Here is a 20,021-nt window from a genome sequence, read left to right as displayed (position 1 = left end):
CTTGCTCCTATGTCCGATCGGACATCTCGGGTGGTTCGGAAAACGGGTTTGGAACGAAAGAACGTAGCGAGTTCAATAGTTTTGCATCAGATTGAGATTGTCAACGATTGCTAACGCGGAAGTGGGGTGGGGACCGTGGGGCTGACTGTCGTTCTGTCGGATTTTCATGCGGGGGCGGCGGAAAGCCTGCTGACGGTGCTGGATGCCTCCTACCGGCCCGATCCGGCGCAGGTCAGCCCCACGACACAGGCCTTTGCGGCGGCCTTCGTGCCGACGATCAAGGCGCTGGCCTCGCGCTATGGGAAACCGGACCTCGTGCTGCTGGGGGATGTGCTGGACCTGTCGCTTGGGCGGCCCGAGGATGCGGCGCGCATTTTCGCGGGTTTCGTCAAGGCGATCGGGGTGGGGGGGCTGTTCGGGACCATCGCCTTCGTGCCGGGGAACCATGACCATGCGCTGTGGACGGCAGAGCGCTATGGCGCGACGGCGGGCGCGGCGAAGGGCCCGGGCGATGCGGCCTTCTGGGCGCATAGCTCGCCCGCCTTCAAGCCGCCGACCGCGATGGGGACAACGACGCTGCTGAATGCGATCCTCGCTGCGGGCGGGGTGAGCGCGAAGGTGGCGACCTATTATCCCAATATGGGACTCTTGCCGCAGACGGCGGAGGCAGGTGCGGCGCGGCGTCTGGCGGTGCTGCATCACGGGCATTTCATCGAAAGCGCCTATTCGGCGATGTCCTCATTGCTGGCGGCGATGCGCGACAAGGCGGTGGTGCCGATGACGGCGGAACGCATCGAGAAGGAAAACGGCAGTTGGATTGATTTTGTCTGGTCCACGCTGGGTGATGACGGGCGGGTGGGGGCGGAGGTCACGCTGGCAGAGGAGCTGATGGTGACCGGTGGCGCCTCCTATGCCCTTCAGGGGCAGGTGGCGGGGATGCTGGCGCGGCAGGTTCAGGCCGGGCTGGGGCTGCCGGTTTCGGGGCTGGTGGAGACCTGGACGAACCGGGTTTGCCGGGGTGTGGTGGATGCGGTTCTGGGGTCCTATGCCGATCTGGAGCGGTTCGATTACGAGAGCTATCTGTCCTCCGCCTCGGTGGACGGGTTGCAGTCCTATCTGACGCAGGTGGTGGCGGCGCAGCTTGCCGAGGAGGTGCCGGATCACGGGCCGGGGGACCATCTGACCTTCATCTTCGGGCATACGCACAAGGCTTTTGCCGATGCGCTGGTGGTGGAGGGGTTCACCGCGCCGGTGAGCGTTTACAACAGCGGCGGATGGGTTCTGGACACGGCCGATCTGAGCACGGTGGAGGGCGCGGGGGTGGTGTTCCTCGACGATGCGCTGAACAGCGCGATGGTGCAGGTCTATGGCCTGACCGGGGGCGAAGCGGTGCATCCCGCGCAGGTGATCAGCGCCGATCCGCAGCCGGATGAGCGCAACCCGCTGTTTCAGGCGGTGCAGAAGGCGGTGACGGCCAATGCGGCGGCCTGGGGGACGTTTTCCACAACGGTCGCGGCGGAGCTGAGGAAGAAGCAGGATTTCTACATGGCGCTGGGGGACCGGGTGGAAGCCCGTGCTGCGCGCAAGCCGGGAGTGGCGTGATGGCGGTGCGGATGACGCGGATTTCCGTTTCCCTGGCCGAGGCGCGGAAGGCGCCGCCGCCCGGCCTTGATCTGGGGACGACCTTCGATGCCATCGTGGTGGGATCGGGCTATGGCGGGGCGATTGCCGCGGCCAAGCTGGCCGAGACGGGGCGGAAGGTCCTGCTGCTGGAACGGGGGCGCGAGATTTTGCCGGGGGACTATCCCCGGTCGCTGGCCCAGGCCGCGGCAGAGACGCAGATCACGACGGCCGAGGCGGGACGACTGACCACGGCCAACGGGATGCTGGACCTGCGCATCCACAAGGACATGAGCGTGGTTCTGGGCTGCGGTCTGGGGGGAACGTCGCTGATCAACGCCAATGTGGCGCTGGAGCCCGATACGCGGCTGTTCGAGGAGATGGAGGAAGGGCCGGATGGCAAGCCGCGCCCGGTCTGGCCGGCGGCGCTGCGCGGGCCGCTGCCACCGGGGGCGGCGACGATGCTGGATGCGGAATATGCCGAGGCGATCCGGACGCTGGATTCCGTGCCGATGCCCGAGGCGATCGTGCTGCCCAAGCTGGAGTCGCTGGAGGTTTCGGCCAAGGCGATGGGGCACAAGGTCCACCGGATGCCGATCAACGTGCGGTTCGAGGATGGGCCGAACCATTTCGGGAATTACCAGGCGGCCTGCACCCTGTGCGGGGATTGCTGTTCGGGCTGCAATTACGGGGCGAAGAACACGACGCTGATGAATTACCTGCCCTATGCCAAGGCGAATGGGGCGATCCTCCTGACCGAGGCGCAGGTGCATTGGGTGGCGGGGTCGGATGGAAACTGGTCGGTGCGGGTGGCCAGTTTCGGGCAAGCGGCGGACGAGGGGATAGACCTGTCCGCGACGCTGGTGGTGCTGGCGGCCGGAACGCTGGGATCGACGGAGATCCTGAGCCGGTCGGTTCATCTGGGCAAGGTGCAGGTGGCGACGGGCTGGCTGGGCAAGGGGTTTTCGGGCAATGGCGATGTGCTGGGTTTTGGCTTCAACGCGAACTGGACACAGGCGGGCGATGGCACTGCCGCGCCGATCTTCAGCATCGGGGCGGGGACGAACACGCCGGAGCCGGTGACACCGCCATCGGCCTATCCCTATATGGCGGGGCCTTACTCGCCGGGGCCCTGTATCGCGGGGATGATCAAGGTGACCTGGGGCGAGGGTCATCCCGTCCGCAAGGGTGTGGTGATCGAGGATGGGGTGGGGCCGGGGCCGCTATCCATGGCCTATCCGGCGATCTTCTTTGGCGATGATGCGGTGAACGGGTCGCAACTGCGGTTCCCCGATGCCGCGCGGCGGTTGCAGGCGCTGGCGGGGCTGGGCAACACGCTCCTTTCCGGGGTGGGGGTCGAGAGCCTGGCCTATACGACGCCGATGGCGCAGATGCAGTCCTATCTTCTGATGTCGCATGACGATGCGGCGGGGCAGATCGTCTATGACGCGGCCACAGATGCGGTGAAGGTGGAATGGCCGGGGGTGGGCGCGGGCGCGCCCTTTGCGCGGGACAATGCGCTGCTTCAGGCGGCGAGCGACGCGATCTGGGCGGATTACCTTGCCAATCCGATGTGGTCGGAGGCTTTCGGCTGGAAGGTCATCACAACGCATCCCATCGGGGGCTGCCGGATGGCCGACGATCCGGCCAGCGGGGTGGTGAACAGCGATTGCCAGGTTTTCACCGGCAGCGGGACGGCGGTGCATGACGGGTTGATGGTCTGCGACGGGGCAGTGATCCCCGGATCGCTGGGGGTCAATCCGCTGTTGACGATTTCGGCGGTGACGATCCGGGCGATGGACCGGCTGATTGCGCGCAAGGGGTGGAGGAAGGTGACGGGGCTGAAACCGGCGGCCTCGTCCACGGCGATGCAGGGGCCGCCGATGCAGGCGGCCGATCCCCTGACGGCGATCCTGCCGATGGCGAAGGCGGGGCAGGCCTGGCTGATGGATCGCGTCGAGCGCATCGCCCTTGGCCCGGCGCAGGCGGAGGCGGTGAAGGAAGAGATCGTTGCCCTGCTGCAAGGCTATGTGGATACGTTCAAGGGCCGGGATTGGCTGGCGCTTGAGGCCGCGCTTGATGCGGCGGAGCTGACGGCCCGGATGCAGACGGATATCGGCCCGGCGCTGGGCGAACTGGCGGCGGATATCGCGCAGGTCATCGCGGCGCTGGAGACGGGTGGGCCGGATTCCGAAAAGCTGCCGCGTCTGGAGAAGGTGCTGACAGGGATCGTCGGCGACCTGTCCTCGGGGCTGAGCTTCACCGAGACGATGAAGGGTTTCGTCAGCACCCCCTTGCCCGGGCGGGGCGCGGCCATATCGGACCCCTATGTGGTGGCGGAGGCGCGGGGGCGGGCCGAGGGGCGGGCGCTGGATGGCGTCTTCATGGTCACGACGGCGGATATGAACCGGCTGGTCAAGGACCCCGACCACAAGGCGCAGCTTTCGGGGGTCTTGACCCTGTCGCTGCCGGGGCAGGCGCAGCCGGAGATCCTGCATTTCGCCGGAGGCACGTTCCAGCTTTTGCGGGAGGACGGGGCAGCGGTGGACCGGTTCCTGATGGTCTATGATGCCGACTTGCCTGGGGGCGGGAAGTTCCATGGTTACAAGACCCTGGAACGGCGGGAGGGCAGCAATTGGTGGACGGATCTGACGGTGCTGGCCACCACGCTGACCCTGCCGGGACAGGCGCCGATGAAGGGGCAGATCCGGCTGGGGGTGGAGGATTTCGTTCAGCAGGTGCTGACGGTGAAGGGCGAGGTGACAGCGGACCGGACGCTGTTCTCTCTGGTCATGCTGGTGTTGCGGAAGGTGGCGCTGGGCGAGTTCAAGGCGCTGGTGGCCGATCCCGATTTCCTGAATGCGGTGGTGCGGCGGCTGCTGAATTCGTCCTATGCGGCCACCTCCGGGGCGGAAGGCCTTGCCGCGCTTCTGGGTCTGCGCGAGATGGAGGGGGCGCAGTTCTTTGCCAATCAGGTCTTCCGCACCTATGGGGGGATCGCGGCCTATCTGAACAACTTCCCGGCGCTGAATCCGACGAAGGACCCGATGCCCGATCCGCCCGGGACGGTGGCAAAGACCTATCCGGCAGTGATGACGGATGGCGCGCGGGTGCAGCTGACGCGGTTCTTCGGGGGGACGAAGGGGCCGGTCATCCTGGCCAACGGATTCGGGTTCCGCGGGATGGCCTTTGCCGCCGATACGAATGCCCCGGACCCGTCGCTTGTCGCGCTGCTGGTCGGGAAGGGGTTCGATGTCTGGATCTTCGATCATCGGGCGAGTCCGGCCAATATGGATGCGCTGGGACAGGTGAACATCGACTATACGATGGACGACATCGCTGCGGTGGACTGGCCCTGGGCCATCGACTTCGTCCGCAAGCAGCGCAGCAGCGACGGGCTTGCCGCAGAGAACGTGCAGCTTCTGGCGCATTGCCTTGGCGGGCTGACGGCGATGATGGCGCTTCAGGCGGGCCATGCCTCGGGCGTGCGGCAGATGATCGTGAGCCAGTTCACCACGCAGCCGGTGGCGGGATGGTTCAACCAGATGAAGGCCGATCTGGGCCTGTCGCATTACATCCATGACGGGATTGGCAAGACGCTGGCCGGGGTCATCGGGAACGAGATGGGCAATCCGGCGCTGACGAAGCTGCTGGAGGGGACGCCGGTCTTCGACCTGCGGACAACGGTGCCGCCTCAGGGGAAGCCCACGGATGCAGAGGCGCTGGATCTGCTGATCAATACCGCGCTCTGGTCGGTGCCCTTTCCGCCGGGGGAAAGCTGCTATAACCCGACCTGCCATCGGGTGTTCGGCGTCTTCGGCCCGGTCTATGCCCATGCGCAACTGACCGAGGCGACGCATGATGCGCTGAACGACATTGCGGGGCCGGTGGCGACGCTGCCCTTCGATCAGCTTGCCCGGATCATGCAGGCGGGGCGGGCGCTGGATGCCGCGGGGCGGGATGTCTATTTCGGGGTGCCGCAGCGGATGGATTTCCCGATCCATTTCATTTCGGGCGCGCTGAACCAGCTTGTGCTGCCGGAGACGACGCTGCGCAGCCAGCGCTGGTTGCAGGAGGCCTTGCCGAAAAGCGCGGCGAAGTTCACGCGCGAGGTCTTTGCGGGCTATGGCCATCTGGATTGCCTGATCGGGCGAAACGCGGCGCGGGATGTGTTCCCGTCGATCCTTGCCCAGCTGGAGCGGCTGGCCGACGGTTGAACGGGCCATGGCCGGGGATCGGGGCAGGGTGAAAAACCTGCCCCCGCGTTCCCTGGGGAACAGCGCGACGCAAGGGCGGGGCGCATTCTTCCTGACAGGAGGCCGCAATCGGGCGGCCCGCAGGGAGGATGGAACGATGGTCAATCTCGCGATGGCACGGGTGGTTGTGGCTTGGGTCGAAAGCACGGGCGCAGATCATCCCGACCGGGATGCGGCGGGCGGCGTGGCCCCTGTCGGGATGTGGCAGAGGCTGCGGGCGGTCTTCGGGCAGCAGCGGGCCGTTCTGGCGGATGGCCTGGTTGCGATGAAGGCTGAAACCGGTCGCGCCCTCTGATCATGGCTGGGCTTTCTGGCTGGCAGGGTCAGGCGGCGCCGGGTCGGGTGCTGCGGGCCCTGTGCCTGTTCTGTGCGGCGGTGCTTGGTGGTGAAGCGGTGGCAGCGTCCGAGGCGCGGCCGGAGCGTCCGGCCTGCGCGGATGTGGCGCTGGTTTTGGCGATTGATGCGTCGGGCAGCATAGATGATGGCGATTTCGCCTTGCAGATGCAGGGCTATGCCGCGGCGTTCCGGGATGGCGCGGTGCATGCGGCGCTGCGGTCGGCGGGGCGGGTGGATGTGGCTGTCGTGGTCTGGGGCGACAGTGCGGCGCGGTCCGAGATCGTGCCCTTCCGCCGTCTGGCGGGGGTGGAGGATGCGACGGCCCTTGCGGCGGCCCTGGAGCGGTTCCCGCGCGCGGCGGGCTGGGGCAATACGGGGCTGGCGCGGGCGCTGGATACCGCGCTTGACCTGCTGGCGGCCCCGGAAGTCTGTGCGGAACGGCGGATCGTCGATCTGTCCGGAGACGGGCGGCAGGTGTATTTCCGCAGCCGCCACATGCAGGCGACCCTGCCCGGGGTGCGGGCGCGGGCCGAGGCGATGGGGGTGACGATCAACGCGCTGGCCATCGAGACGCGCGACCCCGGGATGGCGGAGTATTTCCGGCAGCATGTGATGGTCGGGCATGATGCCTTTGTCATGCGCGCTGCGACGATGCGCGATTTCGCCGAGGCGATTGCGGCGAAGCTGCGGCTTGAGCTGACGGCGGGGACAGCGGGCGACCTGCGGATGAAGCGGCGCATGTAGGGGCCGGCCTGATGGCAAAGGGAAAGGGCCGACCGGTCACCCGGTCGGCCCCTTTTTCATTGGGCCGGAGGTTCAGTCGATCGCCTTGCGGCGTTCGACGGGGGCGCAGTCCGACTGATGGAAGGCGCAGGTCTTGTCGGCGGTGGCGGCCCGTCCCTCATTGCCCGCAAAGCTGTTGCCCGCCATGGCGGCGGCGGGGGCGAGCGCGAGCAGCGTGAGGGCGAGGAGGCTGTGCTTCATGGTTCAGGTTCCTGTCTGATTGCTGTGGTTTCTTCCCGGGATTGCCGGGACAGGGGCAAAGTGGACTGGGATGCGCCGGCCGTCTGTTCCGAAGGGAACAGGGGCGGGTTGTTCTGGAGTGATGAGGCGCGGACAGGGTCAGGTGGCGGCGAGCTTGCGCAGACGCACGGAGATGAAGGCGAGGAGCGTGACCGCAAAGGCGACGAAGATCGCGCGGAAGATGTTGATGCCGAAGACCGAGACGGACAGGCCGAAAAGCGCATAGGCCGCGACAAGGATCAGTCCCATGCGGGAGAGGGTGAGGACCTGCGCATCCGCGTGATGGCGCCATCGCCAGAAGGCAAGCCAGGTGCAGCAGAGGCAGAGGAGAAGGCTCAGCCCGCCGACCACGCCGCCATTCGCCAGCGCGTCGATCATGTCATTGTCGGCAGAGGTGAGCGGGCCGATCACGGCGTAGCGCGGTTCCGTGGCCACGAGTTCGGCCCAGCGGGCATCCTTGCCTGCGATCCCGGCACCGACCAACGGGTGTTCGCCGAAGATGCGCAGGCCGAGCGACCAGAGTTCGAAGCGGAGGCTGACCGAGCCTTCGGTGACTTCGCCGCCCGACTGGACCCAGTGGATGGCACCGTTGACGCCCGAGGCGATGCGGTCGCGCACCATGGAGGCGGGGGCGAGAAGCCCCAGGACAACCAGCGCGGCGAGGGTCATGGCGGCGAAGGCATGGCGTTGCCAGAGGCTGCGCCTGCGGGCGAGAGTATAGGCCGCGAGCAGGATGACGAGGAGCAGCACCGGCCAGCCGCCCTTTGATCCGCTGAGCAGCGAGGCCTGGGCAGCCGCCAGGGCGGCGGCGAGCAGGCCCGCGCGCCAGAGGGCGGGGCGGTTCGGAAAGGGCCAGAGGAGGGCGGCGAGCGTGCAGAAGGCGGCGAGGATCACGGCGCTGTGGCCGAACTTGATCGCATTGCCTGTGGCCCCCGTGGCGCGGATTGCGGGATCGGTGAGGAACTCCCAGGCGGCATGCGCCCCGGCAAGAAGGGCGGCGAGGCCGAGGGCAGCCAGCCATGGATGGGCAGACCAGTCTCCGGCGCGGATCGTCCTGGCCATTGCGGGGAAGAGAAGGAAGGGGAAGAGACGCTCATAAGCGCCGGGGTCCGTTTCGCCATGCAGAAGGTTCAGCAGCAGGCCACAGCCGGCGAAGGCGAAGAACCCCCCGAGGAGGGTGGACCATGAGGCGCGCAGCGCCGGGTCGGTGATGGGGGCGGAGGCCCGGACGGAACGGGCGAGGAAGAGGCCTGCAAGGGACAGCAGGGCCGGGGCCGCGAAGTAGATGTCCGGGACGACCAGAAGCAGCGCCGTGCCGAGCAGGAAAAGGCCATGCCAAAGGCGCTTCATCGGTGGGGTTCTGCTGTCTCGTTGCGGGCTGCGATCGTCTTGCTTCGGCTGGCTTCGGTCCTGCCGCACCGCTTGTCAATAAAGTTTGTCAGGCTTGCCATGCGATCACGCCGCGCATCCGCCCCCACATCCGCGCCAAAAGGCGCGGGGAGAAGGCGAGAGCGCGCAGGGGCAGGGCGGCGGCGGTCTGCCAGATGAGGCGGCGGCGCAGGCGGCGGGCGGCAGCGGCGTCCTGGTATTTGGCGGTGTAGATCAGCTTGGACTGGGCATGGTGGAAGCCGCGCCAGTATTCGCCGCGCAGGGGGGCCTTGCCCTTGACCGAGCGTCGGGAGAGGTGGATGGCCTGCGCGGAAGGGTCGATGATGAGGGGCAGGCGGGCGTTGAACCATTGCCGGCAGAGATCGTCATCCTCGTAATAGAGGAAGAAGCGTTCATCGAAGAAGCCGTGGCGGGCGGCGACGGACATGCGGATCAGCATGGCCGCGCCGGTGACGAAACCGACGCAGGCCGGGCCTTCGGCAGCGGGGCCTTTCGAGGCCCAGAGGTCGTTCACCCAGCGGTGGCCAAGGTCCACCCGCCCCTCGCCATCGACAATCCGGGGGGCGATCATCACTGCCTCGGGGAATTGGTCGGCGGTGGCGACGAGCCGGGACAGGGCGGCTTCGGTCAGGGTGCAGTCGGGGTTCAGCAGCAGGGCGAAATCCGTTTCCACCCGGTCAAGCGCGCGGTTGTTCGCCGCGCCGAAGCCGAGGTTGCGGGGATGGCGCAGGATCGTGGCATGGGGCAGGAGGTGGCGGGTTTCGTCTGCCGTGCCGTCTTCGGAGGCATTGTCGGACAGGATCACATGCGGGCAGCGCGAGAGGAGCGGCACCAGCGCGGGCAGGCAATGGGCGCTGTTATAGGTCACGATGATGGGCGTGACGCGATCGAGTGCTGTGGCCAGCGCCGAGGCGGTGCCGTCATCTGCTGCGTGGGGTGTCTGCATGCCCGGCCCTGTCTGCCGCCATCGGTGGCGGCGCGTTTCAGGGGATTACGCGGCTTCTCCTTCGGGATCAATCGTCCGGCGCGGCCCGGGGGAGGGCTTGGTCAGATCAGCGCGCGAGGAGGTAGAGCGAATTGTTCCGCGTGCGGGTTTGCAGGCGGTAGCCGTGGCGGGCGAAGGCGGCGGTGCAACCCGGGTAATCGGCATCGGGTTCGGGATGTTCGATGACGATGCGGCGGGGCAGGAGGTCGGGCGGGCAGCCGTCGAGGAAGGGGACGAGGGCGCGATCCTCGTGCCCTTCGATGTCGATCTTCAGGCCGTGGATGCGGGTGATCCCGGCCTCGGCCACCAGCGCGGCGAGGGTGCGGACGGGCATGGTGCCGCTGTCGCTTTCCTCGATGGCGACGATGGCCACGTCATCCTTGCGGATCACGAGGTCGGCGCTGCCGTCGCGGTCGCTGACGGCGGCATGGGTGAGGGTGAGGTTGGTCTGCGCCCCGGCGGCGGCGTTCCAGCCGATCTGGGCGATCATGCGGGGATTGGCGTCGATGCCGAGGACGCGGCCCTTGGGCCGGGCGGCGGCGAGGGGCAGGGCGTAGAGGCCGATGTTGCAGCCGATATCGACGAAATTCGCATCGGCGGGGGCATCGGCCAGCAGGAAGTCGATATCGGTGCGGTTGTATTCGGGGACGAGGAGGAGGCCGTATTCGATCAGGTTCCTTTCGCCATGGATGCGGAAGGCCGCGCCGCGGAAGCGGATGTCGAGCTTGCCTTGGCCGAGGGCGAGGATCAGGCGGGTCATCCTTGACCGGAAGGCGCCGCGGCGCAGGATGGTCTTTTGCGACAGGGCGATAAGGGCACGCTGGAGAGCGTTGGGGGCGAAGGAGCCATAGGGGGGCTGGCCCGCTATGGCCGCCACGCCGGATTCGCCCTCTGTCACCTTGCGCCAAGTGCCTTGCATCTTTGCCCCGTTCGCTTGTCCCTTACCCCTATGGCGGCAAATGGGGGCGGATGCCAAGGGCGGGATGCGGGAATTCGCCCATCCCCGCCGCGACGGCGGGGATGGGCGGCGCGATTACTTTGCCGGAACCTTGGCAAAGCGCAGATAGGGCAGCTTGATGTCCAGTTCGCCGAAGCGTTCGGTCGCCTGTTCGTTGTTCAGCGCCAGCGCGACGATCATGTCCTGTCCCGGCACCCAGTTGGCGGGGGCGGCCAGCGGCACGCCGTCGGTGGCCCGCACCGCATCCAGCGCGCGGAGGATTTCGGCGAAGTTGCGGCCCACGCTCATAGGATAGGTCATGGTCAGGCGGACCTTCTTGTCCGGACCGATGATATAGACGGTGCGGACCGTGGCCGAATGGGCCGGGGTACGGCCTTCGGTCGGCAGGTAGTAATCGGCGGGCAGCATGTCATAGGCCTTGGCCACGGTGAGCGAGCTGTCGTCGATGATCGGGAAATCGGCGGGGGCGCCGCCGAAGGCTTCGATATCCCGCTTCCATTTCTGGTGATCGCCGACCGAGTCGACCGAGACGCCCAGAACCTTGGTGTTCCGCTTGGCCCATTCGGGGGCAAGTTGCGCCACCGCGCCGAATTCCGTGGTGCAGACGGGGGTGAAATCGCGCGGGTGGCTGAAGATGATGCCGTAGCTGTCACCCAGCCAATCGTGGAAGTGGATGGTGCCCGCCGTGGACTCGGCGGTGAAATCGGGGGCTGTGTCGTTGATGCGGACGGCCATGGAATTCTCCTGTCTCTGATCCGTTGGGCTTTACATACGCCAATCGGAACGGGGTTTCATCCCCTCGGCGGTTTGGTGGTGCAAAAGAGAAAGGTCATCTTGTCCTGCGCCCAAGGGTGGAAGGATTTCCCGGAAGGGCCGGGGGTGGCAGGCCGTGTTTGCTGCCGCTGGCAGTGGGGCCGTTCCGGCGTTCCCTGGCGGTGGGTGGCCGTCTGCGACAGGAGATGTCGCTTCGTCACTTGCCAGAGGGGGGTGGCCCTGCTTTGGTGCCGCCAACCCCGGAGGTGCCCCATGCTGAACAAGCGCGACTTCTATATCGACGGCCGTTGGACGGCCCCCCTTGCGCCGCGTGACTGCGACGTGATCGACCCTTCGACCGAAGAGCCCTGCGCGGTGATCTCGCTGGGGTCGGCGGCGGATACCGATGCGGCGGTGGCGGCGGCGAAGCGGGCCTTTCCGGCCTGGGCGGCCACGCCGCCGGCAGAGCGGAAGCGCTATGTCGAGGCGATTCTGGCGCAATACGAGGCGCGGGCCGAGGAGATGGCGCAGGCGATCAGCATGGAGATGGGCGCGCCCATCGACATGTCGCGGTCCGATCAGGCGCCCTGCCTGCCCTGGCATCTGAAGAATTTCCTGACGGCTTTCGATCATGTCGAATGGATCCGCCCGCTCGGGCCCCATGCGCCGAATGACCGGATCGCGCTGGAACCCATCGGGGTGGTGGGGTTGATCACGCCGTGGAACTGGCCGATGAATCAGGTGACGCTGAAGGTGATCCCCGCGCTGCTGGCGGGCTGCACCTGTGTTCTGAAGCCGTCGGAGGAATCCCCGCTGTCCTCGCTGCTCTTTGCGGAATTCGTGCATGATGCGGGGGTTCCGGCGGGGGTGTTCAACCTTGTGAATGGCGACGGGATGGGGGTCGGCGCGCGGCTGTCGGAGCATCCGGATGTGGAGATGATCTCCTTCACCGGGTCCACCCGTGCCGGCAAGGCGATTTCCAAGGCGGCGGCGGAGACGTTGAAGCGGGTGACGCTGGAACTGGGCGGCAAGGGTGCGAACCTGATCTTCGCCGATGCGGACGAGCGGGCGGTGGAGCGCGGGGTGCGGCACTGTTTCAACAATTCGGGGCAGAGCTGCAACGCGCCCACCCGGATGCTGGTGGAGCGCCCGGTCTATGACCGCGCGGTGGAGATTGCGGCGAAAGTGGCGGAGGGGACGAAGGTCGCCTCGGCCCATGAACCCGGGCGGCATATCGGGCCGGTGGTGAACAAGCGGCAGTGGGATCAGATCCAGGGCTATATCCAGAAGGGCATCGAGGAGGGCGCGCGTCTGGTGGCGGGGGGTCTGGGCCTGCCCGAGGGGATGAACAAGGGCTATTTCGTGCGGCCCACGGTATTTGCCGATGTGAAGCCGGGGATGACCATCGAGAAGGAGGAGATTTTCGGACCGGTGTTGTCGATCATCCCCTTTGACACGGAAGAAGAGGCGGTGCGGATCGCCAATGACACGCCCTATGGCCTGACGAATTACGTCCAGTCGCAGGATGGCGCGCGACGGAACCGTCTGGCACGGCAGTTGCGGGCCGGGATGGTGGAGATGAACGGCAAGTCGCGCGGGGCCGGGTCGCCCTTCGGCGGGGTGAAGGCCTCCGGCCGGGCGCGCGAGGGCGGCGTCTGGGGGATCGAGGAGTTCCTGGAGGTCAAGGCGATTTCGGGGTGGGATGTGGCGGCGGAGTGAGCGGGTTCCGGATCGAGACCCCGGCGACGGTTGATCTTTCGCTGATCCCAAAGGTTCAGGTGTGACCGCCTGCTCGATCCGGGGATGCCTGTAACGGGAGGATCCCGTCGGCCTGGCGGTTCACTTGACCCATATCTGATTGCTGGTGAACTCTTCCCGCGTACGCTCCACGAGCCTGAAACCCGAACGTCCGAGAACATCGTTCACCTGGTCAGCCTGTTCGCTGAAGCCTTCGTTGACTTCGACATAGACGGATTGGCAGTCGGGATGCGCGAGAACCGTCGTCATTCCCGAAAGAATGAGGTGTTCGATCCCGTCCACGTCAATCTTGATCATGGAGGGAATACCTTCAATCAGTGAGAGGGAAACCAGTTGGTCCGCTGACATTCCGAAAGTGCGGTACTCGACCAGGGAAGCGATCTTCTTGCCGTCGAAACCATAATCGACCCCGAAGGCGTTCAATGCACCGCCTTCGGTTTCGCTGGACAGGCGGAAGGATTGGAAGCCCTGCCGGTCGGACAATGCGAAGGGAACGACGTCGATCTTCTGGGATAGGCCGTTCACCGAAATGTTCTTGGCTAGTTGGCGCAGGTTGAAGACCGATGGTTCAAAGCATACGACCCGGCCGGGATGCGTCTTGGCATAGTATAGTGAATACAGCCCCACATTCGCGCCGATATCCCAGAAGGTGCCTGCGCCCCCCCGGCTGTCGATCCAGCGCAAGATTTCCGGCTCTTTGGTTGAAAAAGTGTCCGCGCGCATCTTGCACATGCTGTTTGGCGTGTGGATGATCAGATCGACGCTGCTGCCGGACCCGTTTACGTGCGATGCGGTTTGTTTTTGAGCAACGGCCTCGTCCATGATCCTCTCACGAACCATCATCGCAAAGTCCCGTCCGGTAAGCTTCGACAGTGCCAGACTGTAGAGGCGAAGCGTGCCGAGAAGCACTGTCGGCACAAGCATGAGGATGCTTCGGAGCAGTTGACGCATGTTCAGGATTCTACCGAGTGGGTTTCCGTTCCGCCCAGAACGAGGTCAGGCGGTGGCCGGGTTGCAGGAAGGGCCGGGTTTCGGCAAGGGAGAGCCCGGCATTCGGCTGTGGCGTGAATTCGGCAAGGTAGAGGGGCAGCACATCCCGGAGCAGGGCCGACTGCCCGCCCTCGTTCATGTCGATCCCCGAAAGGCCGATGTGGCGGTCGAAGATGTCGGGAGGCAGGTCCTTCACGGAGGGGATCGGCGAAGAGTAGTCGTTCGGGGGGACGTGCAGGTTGAGCGCGCGTTCGAAGAACGGGAAAGTGATCCGTGCGAAGCGGCGTGCCAGTCGGTTGAAGAGGTTGCCTGCCATTCCGGTGGGTGCCTGTTCCCCGCCTAGGAGGCGGGGACGACCTGCGGCGGGATGTAGCGGCGCTGTTCCTCGGAAAGGCCGGCATAGGTGCCGCGCGACATGCGGTAGAGCGCCGGACGGCGGCGCAGCGCGATGGGCGGCAGAAAGGTGGCGAAGCCGAGGTCGCGATAGCCTTCCTCGGGGATGCCCGCCTTGTGCAGCCCGCGCGTATCTTCGAGGATGATCGTGCCGGCGGGCACCACGCTGATGATGTCGCGGGCAGAACCGGCAGGGTAGAGCGCGCGCACTTCCTCTTCGCTGAAGTAGCGGCCGCCATCGAGGCGGCGGTCCTGCACGGTGCCGGCGATGTAATGGTGAGGCCCATTGCTGAGGGTGCAGTCGTTGAGGAAGAAGAAGGCCTTGAGCAGGTGGCGGCTGTGGTTCGTGTCACGATGCCAGGCGTGGTTCATGACCACGAAATCCGAGGGGTAGTTGCGGCGGATGAAGGCCTCTTCCAGAACGGGGACGAAGCCGAGATAGCCTTCGATGACTGGCAGCATCCGGGGATCGAGCCAGAGGCCGAACCATTCTGCCGTGTCCGGCATCCGGGTGGTGAGGGTGGAGGGACGGAAATCGCGGACGGCCTGTTCATAGGACTGGATGTCGCCCTTGTCGAAGGTCAGGCCGCGGGCGGCGAGTTGCGCCGGGGTGCCGAAGAAGTTCGACTTGATCAGGTCGGCGTCTCGCTGCGGGTCGATCTTGGACTGGGCGAGGGTCGGCGTGTCGAAGTCCAGCCGGGTTTCCAGCCGGTCGCGGTAATCCGCCTGCAACTTGGCGAGACGCTCTGTCCCGACCAGATGATCGAAGATCACATAGCCATGTTCGCGGAGATGGTCGAGCTTTTGCCGGGTTTCGTCGGCGGCGATGCGGGCGGCATCGGCGGAGCGGCCAAGGCGGCCGAGGACTTCAAGCGCTTCGTTCAGCATCTCTGTCTCTCCTGTAATGCGATGTCAGTCTGAATGCGGTGTCAGGCGCGGCCGGGGGCGGCAAGCACCGCCTCGACCAGAGGATGAAGGTGGAGCAGGCCGATCAGGCGGCCGCTGCCATCGACGACGGGAAGGTCCCAGATCTGGAGGCGGGCCATGATGTCGAGCGCCTCGCGCAGGGAGCTTTCTCCCGAGACGGTCGTCGGCTTGCGCTGGGCATGGTCGATGATGTCGTCCGAGAAGAAGGCGGCGAAGGGGCGTTGCACGGTCAGCAGATGGCGGCGGATATCGCCGTCGGTGAAGATGCCCTGAAGCTGGCCCGCCTCATCGGTGATGCAGACGATGCCGAGCCGTTTGGCTGTCATCTGCTCCAGCGCGGTCTTGAGCAGGTCGTTCGGGCGCAGGACGGGGAAGCGGTCGAGCCCGAGCGCGACATCGGCGACGCGGCGGGACTCAGTGGCCGGTGTGGACATTGTCTTCTCCGAATTCCTGAAGGAGGCTGAGCCGGGTTTCGTGCACGCGCTTGGCCTGGGCGAGGACGAATTCCAGATGCTTCAGGTCCAGAACGGTGTTGGGGTCGGACAGGGCCTTGGGCGGGTTGTCATGGGTTTCCATGAACAGCGCCTGGATGCCGCAGGCCACGGCGGCGCGGACCAGGGCGGGGATGAATTCGCGCTGGCCGCCCGAGACATTGCCCATGGAGGTGGGCATCTGGATCGAATGGGTGGCGTCGAAGCAGACCGGGCAGCCGGTGCGGGCCATGATCGGGAAGCAGGTCATGTCGTTGACCAGCATGTTGTAGCCGAAGAAGGTGCCGCGGTCGGCGAGGATCGTCCCCACGCAGCCGAAGGATTCCAGCTTGCGGACGGAGTTCTTCATGTTCCAGGGGGACATGAACTGCCCCTTCTTCAGATGCACGGGGCGCCCGGTCTTGGCCGCCGCGCGCAGGACCGAGGTCTGGCGGCAGAGATAGGCGGGGACCTGCACCAGATCGCAGACCTCGCCCGTGGCGGGGCCCCAGGCGGGATCGGAGAAGTCCGACACGACGGGCACGCCGAAGGCATCGCGCACATCGGCGAGGATGCGAAGCCCTTCTTCCAGGCCGACGCCGTGGAAGCTGTCGGCGGCGGAGCGGCAGTCCTTGTCGTAGCAGGCCTTGAAGATCCAGGGCATGTCGAGCTTGCGGCAGATTTCGCCGATGGCTTCGGCCATGCGGAAGGTGTGGTCGCGCGACTCGATGGCGCAGGGACCGCCGATATAGGCGAGGGGCAGCCCCTTGCCGATGCGGACGCGGGCCACTTTGCCATAGCCGACTTCGACGATCTTGTCCGTGGTCACGCTTCCTCCGATCCGGCTTGCACGGGCTACGCGCCCCGTGCTTGGTCCATGCCCGCAGAGTGGCGGAAATTCAACCCCCGGAGAGGATCATGCGCGCTTTTGCGGCACAAGGTCCAGCGCCATGGTCAGGATGCCGGGGCGGGCAGGGATCAGGGGGCAGGGGGCAAGGACGAAACCCGATTTTTCATAGGCGCGGCGGGCGGCATGGTTGTCTTCCGTCACGCCCAGCCAGAGGTGGCGGAGGCCGAGTTCGGCCTGAAGCCACTGCGCCGTCGCGCCTATGGTTTCCGTGGCGACACCTTTGCCATGCCAGGCTTCTTCCCCGATGAAGATGCCGAGGATGGCCCCGCTGAGTGCCCTGTCGATCGGTTCCAGCTTGAGGTTGCCGATATGCTGGCCGGTGTCGGCGCTGCGGATGGCGAGGAAGAGGATGTCGGTGCGATCCGACCTGTCGCGGACATAGGTGCGCAGATCGTCGAGCGAGGCGGGATGCTGGGTGATGTTGCTTGCGCCGCGGCTGGCGAACCAGCCGAGATAGCGCGGTGTCACATCGGTTTCGGTGATCGGGCGCAGGTCGAACCGGGTGGAGCGGATGCGGACATCCGCCCAGGGGCCGCCCGTCATCCGATCAGGTCCCAGGCCAGCGGCGTGCCCTTGGGGGCGTCGCGGGTGATGCGCTTGCCGAGGAGGCTGTCGATCAGTTTCGGCGGCAGGCCCAATCCCGGCCGCACAATGCGGAGGTTGCGGCTGTCGAAGATGTCGCCCGCCTTCATGTCTTCGGCCACGTAGATGGAGCGGCGGAAGACCAGCGATTTCTTCTCGGCCTCGGTCGGGCCGTAGGTGATCTGGCCGAGCGACTGCCAGGCGCGTTCGGTTTCCGTGACCAGCGCCGCCAGTTCGGCAGGTTCGAGCGAGAAGGTGCTGTCCACGCCACCATCGGCGCGGGAAAGGGTGAAGTGTTTCTCCACCACCGTCGCCCCCAGTGCCACGGCGGCGACGGCCACGCCCACGCCCATCGTATGATCCGACAGGCCGATTTGGCAGCCGAAGACATCGCGCATGTTGGGGATGGTGGCGATGTTGGTATTGGCCGGGGTCGCCGGATAGGTGGAGGTGCACTTCAGCAGGATCAGGTCGCGGCACCCGGCCTGACGGGCGGCGGTGACGGCTTCGTCCAGTTCGGCGAGGCTGGCCATGCCGGTGGACATGATGAGCGGCTTGCCGGTGGCGGCGGCCTTGCGGATCAGGGGAAGGTGGATGTTTTCGAAGGAGGCGATCTTGTAGGCGGGCACGTCGAGGGATTCGAGGAAATCGACGGCCGTCTCGTCGAAGGGCGAACTGAAGCAGGCCATGCCGTGGCTGCGGGCGCGGTCCATGATCGGGGCGTGCCAGTCCCAGGGGGTGGAGGCTTCGCGGTAGAGATCATGCAGGTTGCGGCCCTTCCAGAGGCTGCCCGCATCGGAAATGTCGAACGCGCCGCCGCGCACGTCGAGGGTGATCGTGTCGGCGGTATAGGTTTGCAGCTTCAGCGCCTGCGCCCCTGCGGCGGCGGCGGCATCGACAATGGCCAGCGCACGGTCGAGCGACTGGTTATGGTTTCCCGACATCTCGGCGATGATGAAGGGGCGGTGTCCGGGGCCGATGGAATGGGGGCCGATGGTGATGGTCATGTCGTGCTTTCGAAAAGGGCCGGGGGAAGGATCACGGCGTCCTGAATGCGCGCGATGCGCTGACCCGGTGCGGGTGCGGTCACCACTACTGGGAGGCCGTCGAGATCATCCAGCGTCCAGATTACGTCGGAAAAACCAAGACGGTGCCGCATTAGCGCAGTGGAGGAGAAGCGGGCGTTGATTTCGAAGACGCGGGGGCCATGCGCAGTTCGGCGCAACTGCACGTTGAGCGCGCCGCGCAGGCCGAGGGCTTCGGCGATACTGTGACATTGTTTGGTCACCGCTGGGTCGTCGATCACCTCGGCCCAGCCGGTGGCCCCGCCGAAAAGCCGCCGCTGCATTTGCAGCAGCGCCGTGCGACCTTTGGCGTCGCGGAAGACTGCCACCGTCACCTCGGCGTCGTCGGGCAAGAGGAGTTCCTGAAACATCGCGCCGGGATGGCGCTGTGCGAGAAAGCGCGCCTCGTCCAAAGTCGTGCAGACATAAACGGACCGCGAGCCTGCCCCAGAGCGCGGCTTGCAGATGCATGGCAGCCCGTCTGTCGGGATATCTTCGATGCCTTCGGCCACCCATGGGGCCGGAAGGCCGATGTGAGACAGAAAGCGGGCAGTCTCCACCTTGTCGCCCGCGACGGTCACCGCAGCGGCCCCGGCAGTGACAAGCCGGGTACTGGAGGGAAGGGTTGATGGAAGGGTCACGAGACGAGCAATCTCGGCCTCATTCATAGGGATGCAGAACTCGGCTCGCTCTTCAGCCAAACGGTCGGCGAGCCAGTTGGGATAAGCCGGATCGTTGGCTGCGGGGGCGAGTAGCAGGCGGTCGACGAAATGGCCCCCGGCGTGTCGATCGCCGATGTCAGAACCGACGATGCGCCAGTCTGGCCGCGCCTCGCGGATCACGCGGGCCACGCCTTGGGCGACATCGCCGCCGATGGCTGTGATGAAAACAGTTGTCATCGACGTTCCAGAACCGTCCAGAGGTAAGGTAGAGCGGGATCAAGCCGGCGTGCCTCTTCGGCAACTGGGAGGCTATCGTAGGCTTCTCGGCGCAAGTCAATCATCCCGCTTTCCGTATCGAGAAGCGCCCAAGCCGCTCCGGGCTTCCGATCACGCGGCTGACCGACCGATCCCGGGTTAAGGATCCGCCGCGTTGGCCGGTTCCAGAGATGCTGGTAGTGCGTGTGCCCAAGGATCAGAAGCATCTCGTCTGCGGCGCAGGAGGCTTCGGTCAAGATGAGCCGGTCTTCGTCGGCATCTGGGTAGAGATAGGCGTCGGTGTCATGAGGAAGGCCATGGGCAAGGCGCATGTGAACGCCGCCAAGATCAAGGCGCAGGGTTCTTGGCAGGTCACAGAGCCAGTCGATCTGGTCGGAGTGGAGGTCTGACAGCGCATGCGCAAGACCATGACCATAGCGCGCGGTGCAGGCATCAAGAAACGCGCGGTCATGGCGGGCCCGGCGGAGCATGTCTTCGTGGTTGCCGCGCACGCAATCCATCGGCCAGTCCGCGAGCAATGACAGGACGCGGGCGGGCTGGGAGTAGTAGCCGATCAGATCACCTGCATTCACGATCCGTTCGGCCCCGGCGCAGGCAGCGGCAGACAAAACCGCTTCAAGGGCCGTGGCATTCCCGTGGATGTCCGAAAGGACGAGAACCTTCATCCTT

Annotated in this window: 19 protein-coding genes; 5 read left to right on the top strand and 14 right to left on the bottom strand. The window is 66.0% G+C overall.

Features of this window, described 5'->3' with window-relative positions:
- Positions 1-135: 135 nt before the first annotated feature.
- The 4 genes from C0V75_RS03210 to C0V75_RS03195 all read left to right on the top strand — a co-directional run bounded on the left by C0V75_RS03210 (position 136) and on the right by C0V75_RS03195 (position 6,956).
- A complete protein-coding gene (locus tag C0V75_RS03210; protein WP_143710374.1) occupies positions 136-1,602 on the top strand; it encodes a metallophosphoesterase in 1,467 nt (488 codons plus the stop codon).
- On the top strand, positions 1,602-5,837 hold the full coding sequence (locus tag C0V75_RS03205) for a GMC oxidoreductase (RefSeq protein ID WP_101919436.1): 4,236 nt from the start codon (positions 1,602-1,604) through the stop codon (positions 5,835-5,837). Before C0V75_RS03210 ends, C0V75_RS03205 begins: the two co-directional genes overlap by 1 nt.
- Before the next feature lie 136 nt (positions 5,838-5,973).
- Positions 5,974-6,171: a hypothetical protein gene (locus tag C0V75_RS03200; RefSeq protein ID WP_101919435.1), complete on the top strand. Its 198-nt coding sequence runs from the start codon at positions 5,974-5,976 to the stop codon at positions 6,169-6,171.
- 2 nt (positions 6,172-6,173) lie between these two features.
- The gene (locus tag C0V75_RS03195; protein WP_101919434.1) at positions 6,174-6,956 is read left to right on the top strand and encodes a DUF1194 domain-containing protein; all 783 of its coding nucleotides are present in this window, start codon (positions 6,174-6,176) and stop codon (positions 6,954-6,956) included.
- Between the two features lie 72 nt (positions 6,957-7,028).
- Here the strand turns inward: C0V75_RS03195 and C0V75_RS22905 are convergent, their stop codons facing one another.
- The 5 genes from C0V75_RS22905 to C0V75_RS03175 all read right to left on the bottom strand — a co-directional run bounded on the left by C0V75_RS22905 (position 7,029) and on the right by C0V75_RS03175 (position 11,302).
- Positions 7,029-7,196 carry a hypothetical protein gene (locus tag C0V75_RS22905; protein ID WP_158241763.1) on the bottom strand — a complete coding sequence of 56 codons (168 nt, stop codon included), beginning with the start codon at positions 7,194-7,196 and terminating at the stop codon, positions 7,029-7,031.
- Between the two features lie 138 nt (positions 7,197-7,334).
- Positions 7,335-8,585: an O-antigen ligase gene (locus tag C0V75_RS03190; RefSeq protein WP_101919433.1), complete on the bottom strand. Its 1,251-nt coding sequence runs from the start codon at positions 8,583-8,585 to the stop codon at positions 7,335-7,337.
- A gap of 88 nt (positions 8,586-8,673) precedes the next feature.
- Entirely contained in the window at positions 8,674-9,570 is an 897-nt protein-coding gene (locus C0V75_RS03185) for a glycosyltransferase family 2 protein (RefSeq protein ID WP_101919432.1), read from the bottom strand.
- A 106-nt stretch (positions 9,571-9,676) separates the two neighbouring features.
- Positions 9,677-10,528, bottom strand: a complete 852-nt coding sequence (locus C0V75_RS03180) for an FkbM family methyltransferase (protein ID WP_101919431.1) — start codon at positions 10,526-10,528, stop codon at positions 9,677-9,679.
- A 114-nt stretch (positions 10,529-10,642) separates the two neighbouring features.
- Positions 10,643-11,302 carry a peroxiredoxin gene (locus C0V75_RS03175; protein WP_101919430.1) on the bottom strand — a complete coding sequence of 220 codons (660 nt, stop codon included), beginning with the start codon at positions 11,300-11,302 and terminating at the stop codon, positions 10,643-10,645.
- A gap of 291 nt (positions 11,303-11,593) precedes the next feature.
- Here C0V75_RS03175 and C0V75_RS03170 point away from each other — a divergent pair, with 291 nt between their 5' ends.
- On the top strand, positions 11,594-13,039 hold the full coding sequence (locus C0V75_RS03170) for an aldehyde dehydrogenase family protein (RefSeq protein ID WP_101919429.1): 1,446 nt from the start codon (positions 11,594-11,596) through the stop codon (positions 13,037-13,039).
- 120 nt (positions 13,040-13,159) lie between these two features.
- On the opposite strand, the gene C0V75_RS03165 is transcribed toward C0V75_RS03170, so the two are convergent.
- The 9 genes from C0V75_RS03165 to C0V75_RS03125 form a co-directional block, all read right to left on the bottom strand.
- Positions 13,160-14,029 carry an FkbM family methyltransferase gene (locus tag C0V75_RS03165; RefSeq protein ID WP_101919428.1) on the bottom strand — a complete coding sequence of 290 codons (870 nt, stop codon included), beginning with the start codon at positions 14,027-14,029 and terminating at the stop codon, positions 13,160-13,162.
- Between the two features lie 10 nt (positions 14,030-14,039).
- Positions 14,040-14,384: a hypothetical protein gene (locus C0V75_RS03160; protein ID WP_101919427.1), complete on the bottom strand. Its 345-nt coding sequence runs from the start codon at positions 14,382-14,384 to the stop codon at positions 14,040-14,042.
- 23 nt (positions 14,385-14,407) lie between these two features.
- Positions 14,408-15,349: a phytanoyl-CoA dioxygenase gene (locus C0V75_RS03155; RefSeq protein ID WP_101919426.1), complete on the bottom strand. Its 942-nt coding sequence runs from the start codon at positions 15,347-15,349 to the stop codon at positions 14,408-14,410.
- A 41-nt stretch (positions 15,350-15,390) separates the two neighbouring features.
- Positions 15,391-15,822 (bottom strand): CBS domain-containing protein, encoded by a 432-nt coding sequence (locus tag C0V75_RS03150; protein ID WP_101919425.1) that lies wholly within the window; start codon positions 15,820-15,822, stop codon positions 15,391-15,393.
- Complete coding sequence (kdsA, locus tag C0V75_RS03145; RefSeq protein ID WP_216821391.1) at positions 15,803-16,687, bottom strand: 3-deoxy-8-phosphooctulonate synthase; 885 nt, start codon at positions 16,685-16,687, stop codon at positions 15,803-15,805. The genes C0V75_RS03150 and kdsA overlap by 20 nt, the downstream gene beginning before the upstream one ends.
- A gap of 87 nt (positions 16,688-16,774) precedes the next feature.
- Positions 16,775-17,311, bottom strand: a complete 537-nt coding sequence (locus C0V75_RS03140) for a GNAT family N-acetyltransferase (protein ID WP_101919424.1) — start codon at positions 17,309-17,311, stop codon at positions 16,775-16,777.
- Complete coding sequence (gene pseI, locus C0V75_RS03135) at positions 17,308-18,357, bottom strand: pseudaminic acid synthase (protein ID WP_101919423.1); 1,050 nt, start codon at positions 18,355-18,357, stop codon at positions 17,308-17,310. Before pseI ends, C0V75_RS03140 begins: the two co-directional genes overlap by 4 nt.
- Entirely contained in the window at positions 18,354-19,313 is a 960-nt protein-coding gene (locus C0V75_RS03130) for an ATP-grasp domain-containing protein (protein WP_101919422.1), read from the bottom strand. Before C0V75_RS03130 ends, pseI begins: the two co-directional genes overlap by 4 nt.
- Positions 19,310-20,017, bottom strand: a complete 708-nt coding sequence (locus tag C0V75_RS03125; protein WP_101919421.1) for a metallophosphoesterase — start codon at positions 20,015-20,017, stop codon at positions 19,310-19,312. The genes C0V75_RS03130 and C0V75_RS03125 overlap by 4 nt, the downstream gene beginning before the upstream one ends.
- Positions 20,018-20,021 lie beyond the last annotated feature (4 nt).

This window comes from Tabrizicola sp. TH137, assembly GCF_002855575.1.
Taxonomy (GTDB): domain Bacteria; phylum Pseudomonadota; class Alphaproteobacteria; order Rhodobacterales; family Rhodobacteraceae; genus Paragemmobacter.
The sequence above is the reverse complement of the archived record's forward strand: the minus strand, read 5'-3'. Positions and strand labels throughout refer to the sequence as shown.

What these genes read in the sequence shown, in the direction of transcription:
- C0V75_RS03190 (WP_101919433.1), bottom strand. Translation starts at nt 8,585, where the DNA reads ATGAAGCGCCTTTGGCATGGCCTTTTCCTGCTCGGCACGGCGCTGCTT.
- C0V75_RS22905 (WP_158241763.1), bottom strand. Translation starts at nt 7,196, where the DNA reads ATGAAGCACAGCCTCCTCGCCCTCACGCTGCTCGCGCTCGCCCCCGCC.
- C0V75_RS03165 (WP_101919428.1), bottom strand. Translation starts at nt 14,029, where the DNA reads ATGCGTCAACTGCTCCGAAGCATCCTCATGCTTGTGCCGACAGTGCTT.
- C0V75_RS03150 (WP_101919425.1), bottom strand. Translation starts at nt 15,822, where the DNA reads ATGTCCACACCGGCCACTGAGTCCCGCCGCGTCGCCGATGTCGCGCTC.
- C0V75_RS03160 (WP_101919427.1), bottom strand. Translation starts at nt 14,384, where the DNA reads ATGGCAGGCAACCTCTTCAACCGACTGGCACGCCGCTTCGCACGGATC.
- C0V75_RS03180 (WP_101919431.1), bottom strand. Translation starts at nt 10,528, where the DNA reads ATGCAAGGCACTTGGCGCAAGGTGACAGAGGGCGAATCCGGCGTGGCG.
- C0V75_RS03125 (WP_101919421.1), bottom strand. Translation starts at nt 20,017, where the DNA reads ATGAAGGTTCTCGTCCTTTCGGACATCCACGGGAATGCCACGGCCCTT.
- C0V75_RS03185 (WP_101919432.1), bottom strand. Translation starts at nt 9,570, where the DNA reads ATGCAGACACCCCACGCAGCAGATGACGGCACCGCCTCGGCGCTGGCC.
- C0V75_RS03155 (WP_101919426.1), bottom strand. Translation starts at nt 15,349, where the DNA reads ATGCTGAACGAAGCGCTTGAAGTCCTCGGCCGCCTTGGCCGCTCCGCC.
- C0V75_RS03195 (WP_101919434.1), top strand. Translation starts at nt 6,174, where the DNA reads ATGGCTGGGCTTTCTGGCTGGCAGGGTCAGGCGGCGCCGGGTCGGGTG.
- C0V75_RS03130 (WP_101919422.1), bottom strand. Translation starts at nt 19,313, where the DNA reads ATGACAACTGTTTTCATCACAGCCATCGGCGGCGATGTCGCCCAAGGC.
- C0V75_RS03170 (WP_101919429.1), top strand. Translation starts at nt 11,594, where the DNA reads ATGCTGAACAAGCGCGACTTCTATATCGACGGCCGTTGGACGGCCCCC.
- C0V75_RS03175 (WP_101919430.1), bottom strand. Translation starts at nt 11,302, where the DNA reads ATGGCCGTCCGCATCAACGACACAGCCCCCGATTTCACCGCCGAGTCC.
- C0V75_RS03205 (WP_101919436.1), top strand. Translation starts at nt 1,602, where the DNA reads ATGGCGGTGCGGATGACGCGGATTTCCGTTTCCCTGGCCGAGGCGCGG.
- C0V75_RS03140 (WP_101919424.1), bottom strand. Translation starts at nt 17,311, where the DNA reads ATGACGGGCGGCCCCTGGGCGGATGTCCGCATCCGCTCCACCCGGTTC.
- C0V75_RS03200 (WP_101919435.1), top strand. Translation starts at nt 5,974, where the DNA reads ATGGTCAATCTCGCGATGGCACGGGTGGTTGTGGCTTGGGTCGAAAGC.
- pseI (WP_101919423.1), bottom strand. Translation starts at nt 18,357, where the DNA reads ATGACCATCACCATCGGCCCCCATTCCATCGGCCCCGGACACCGCCCC.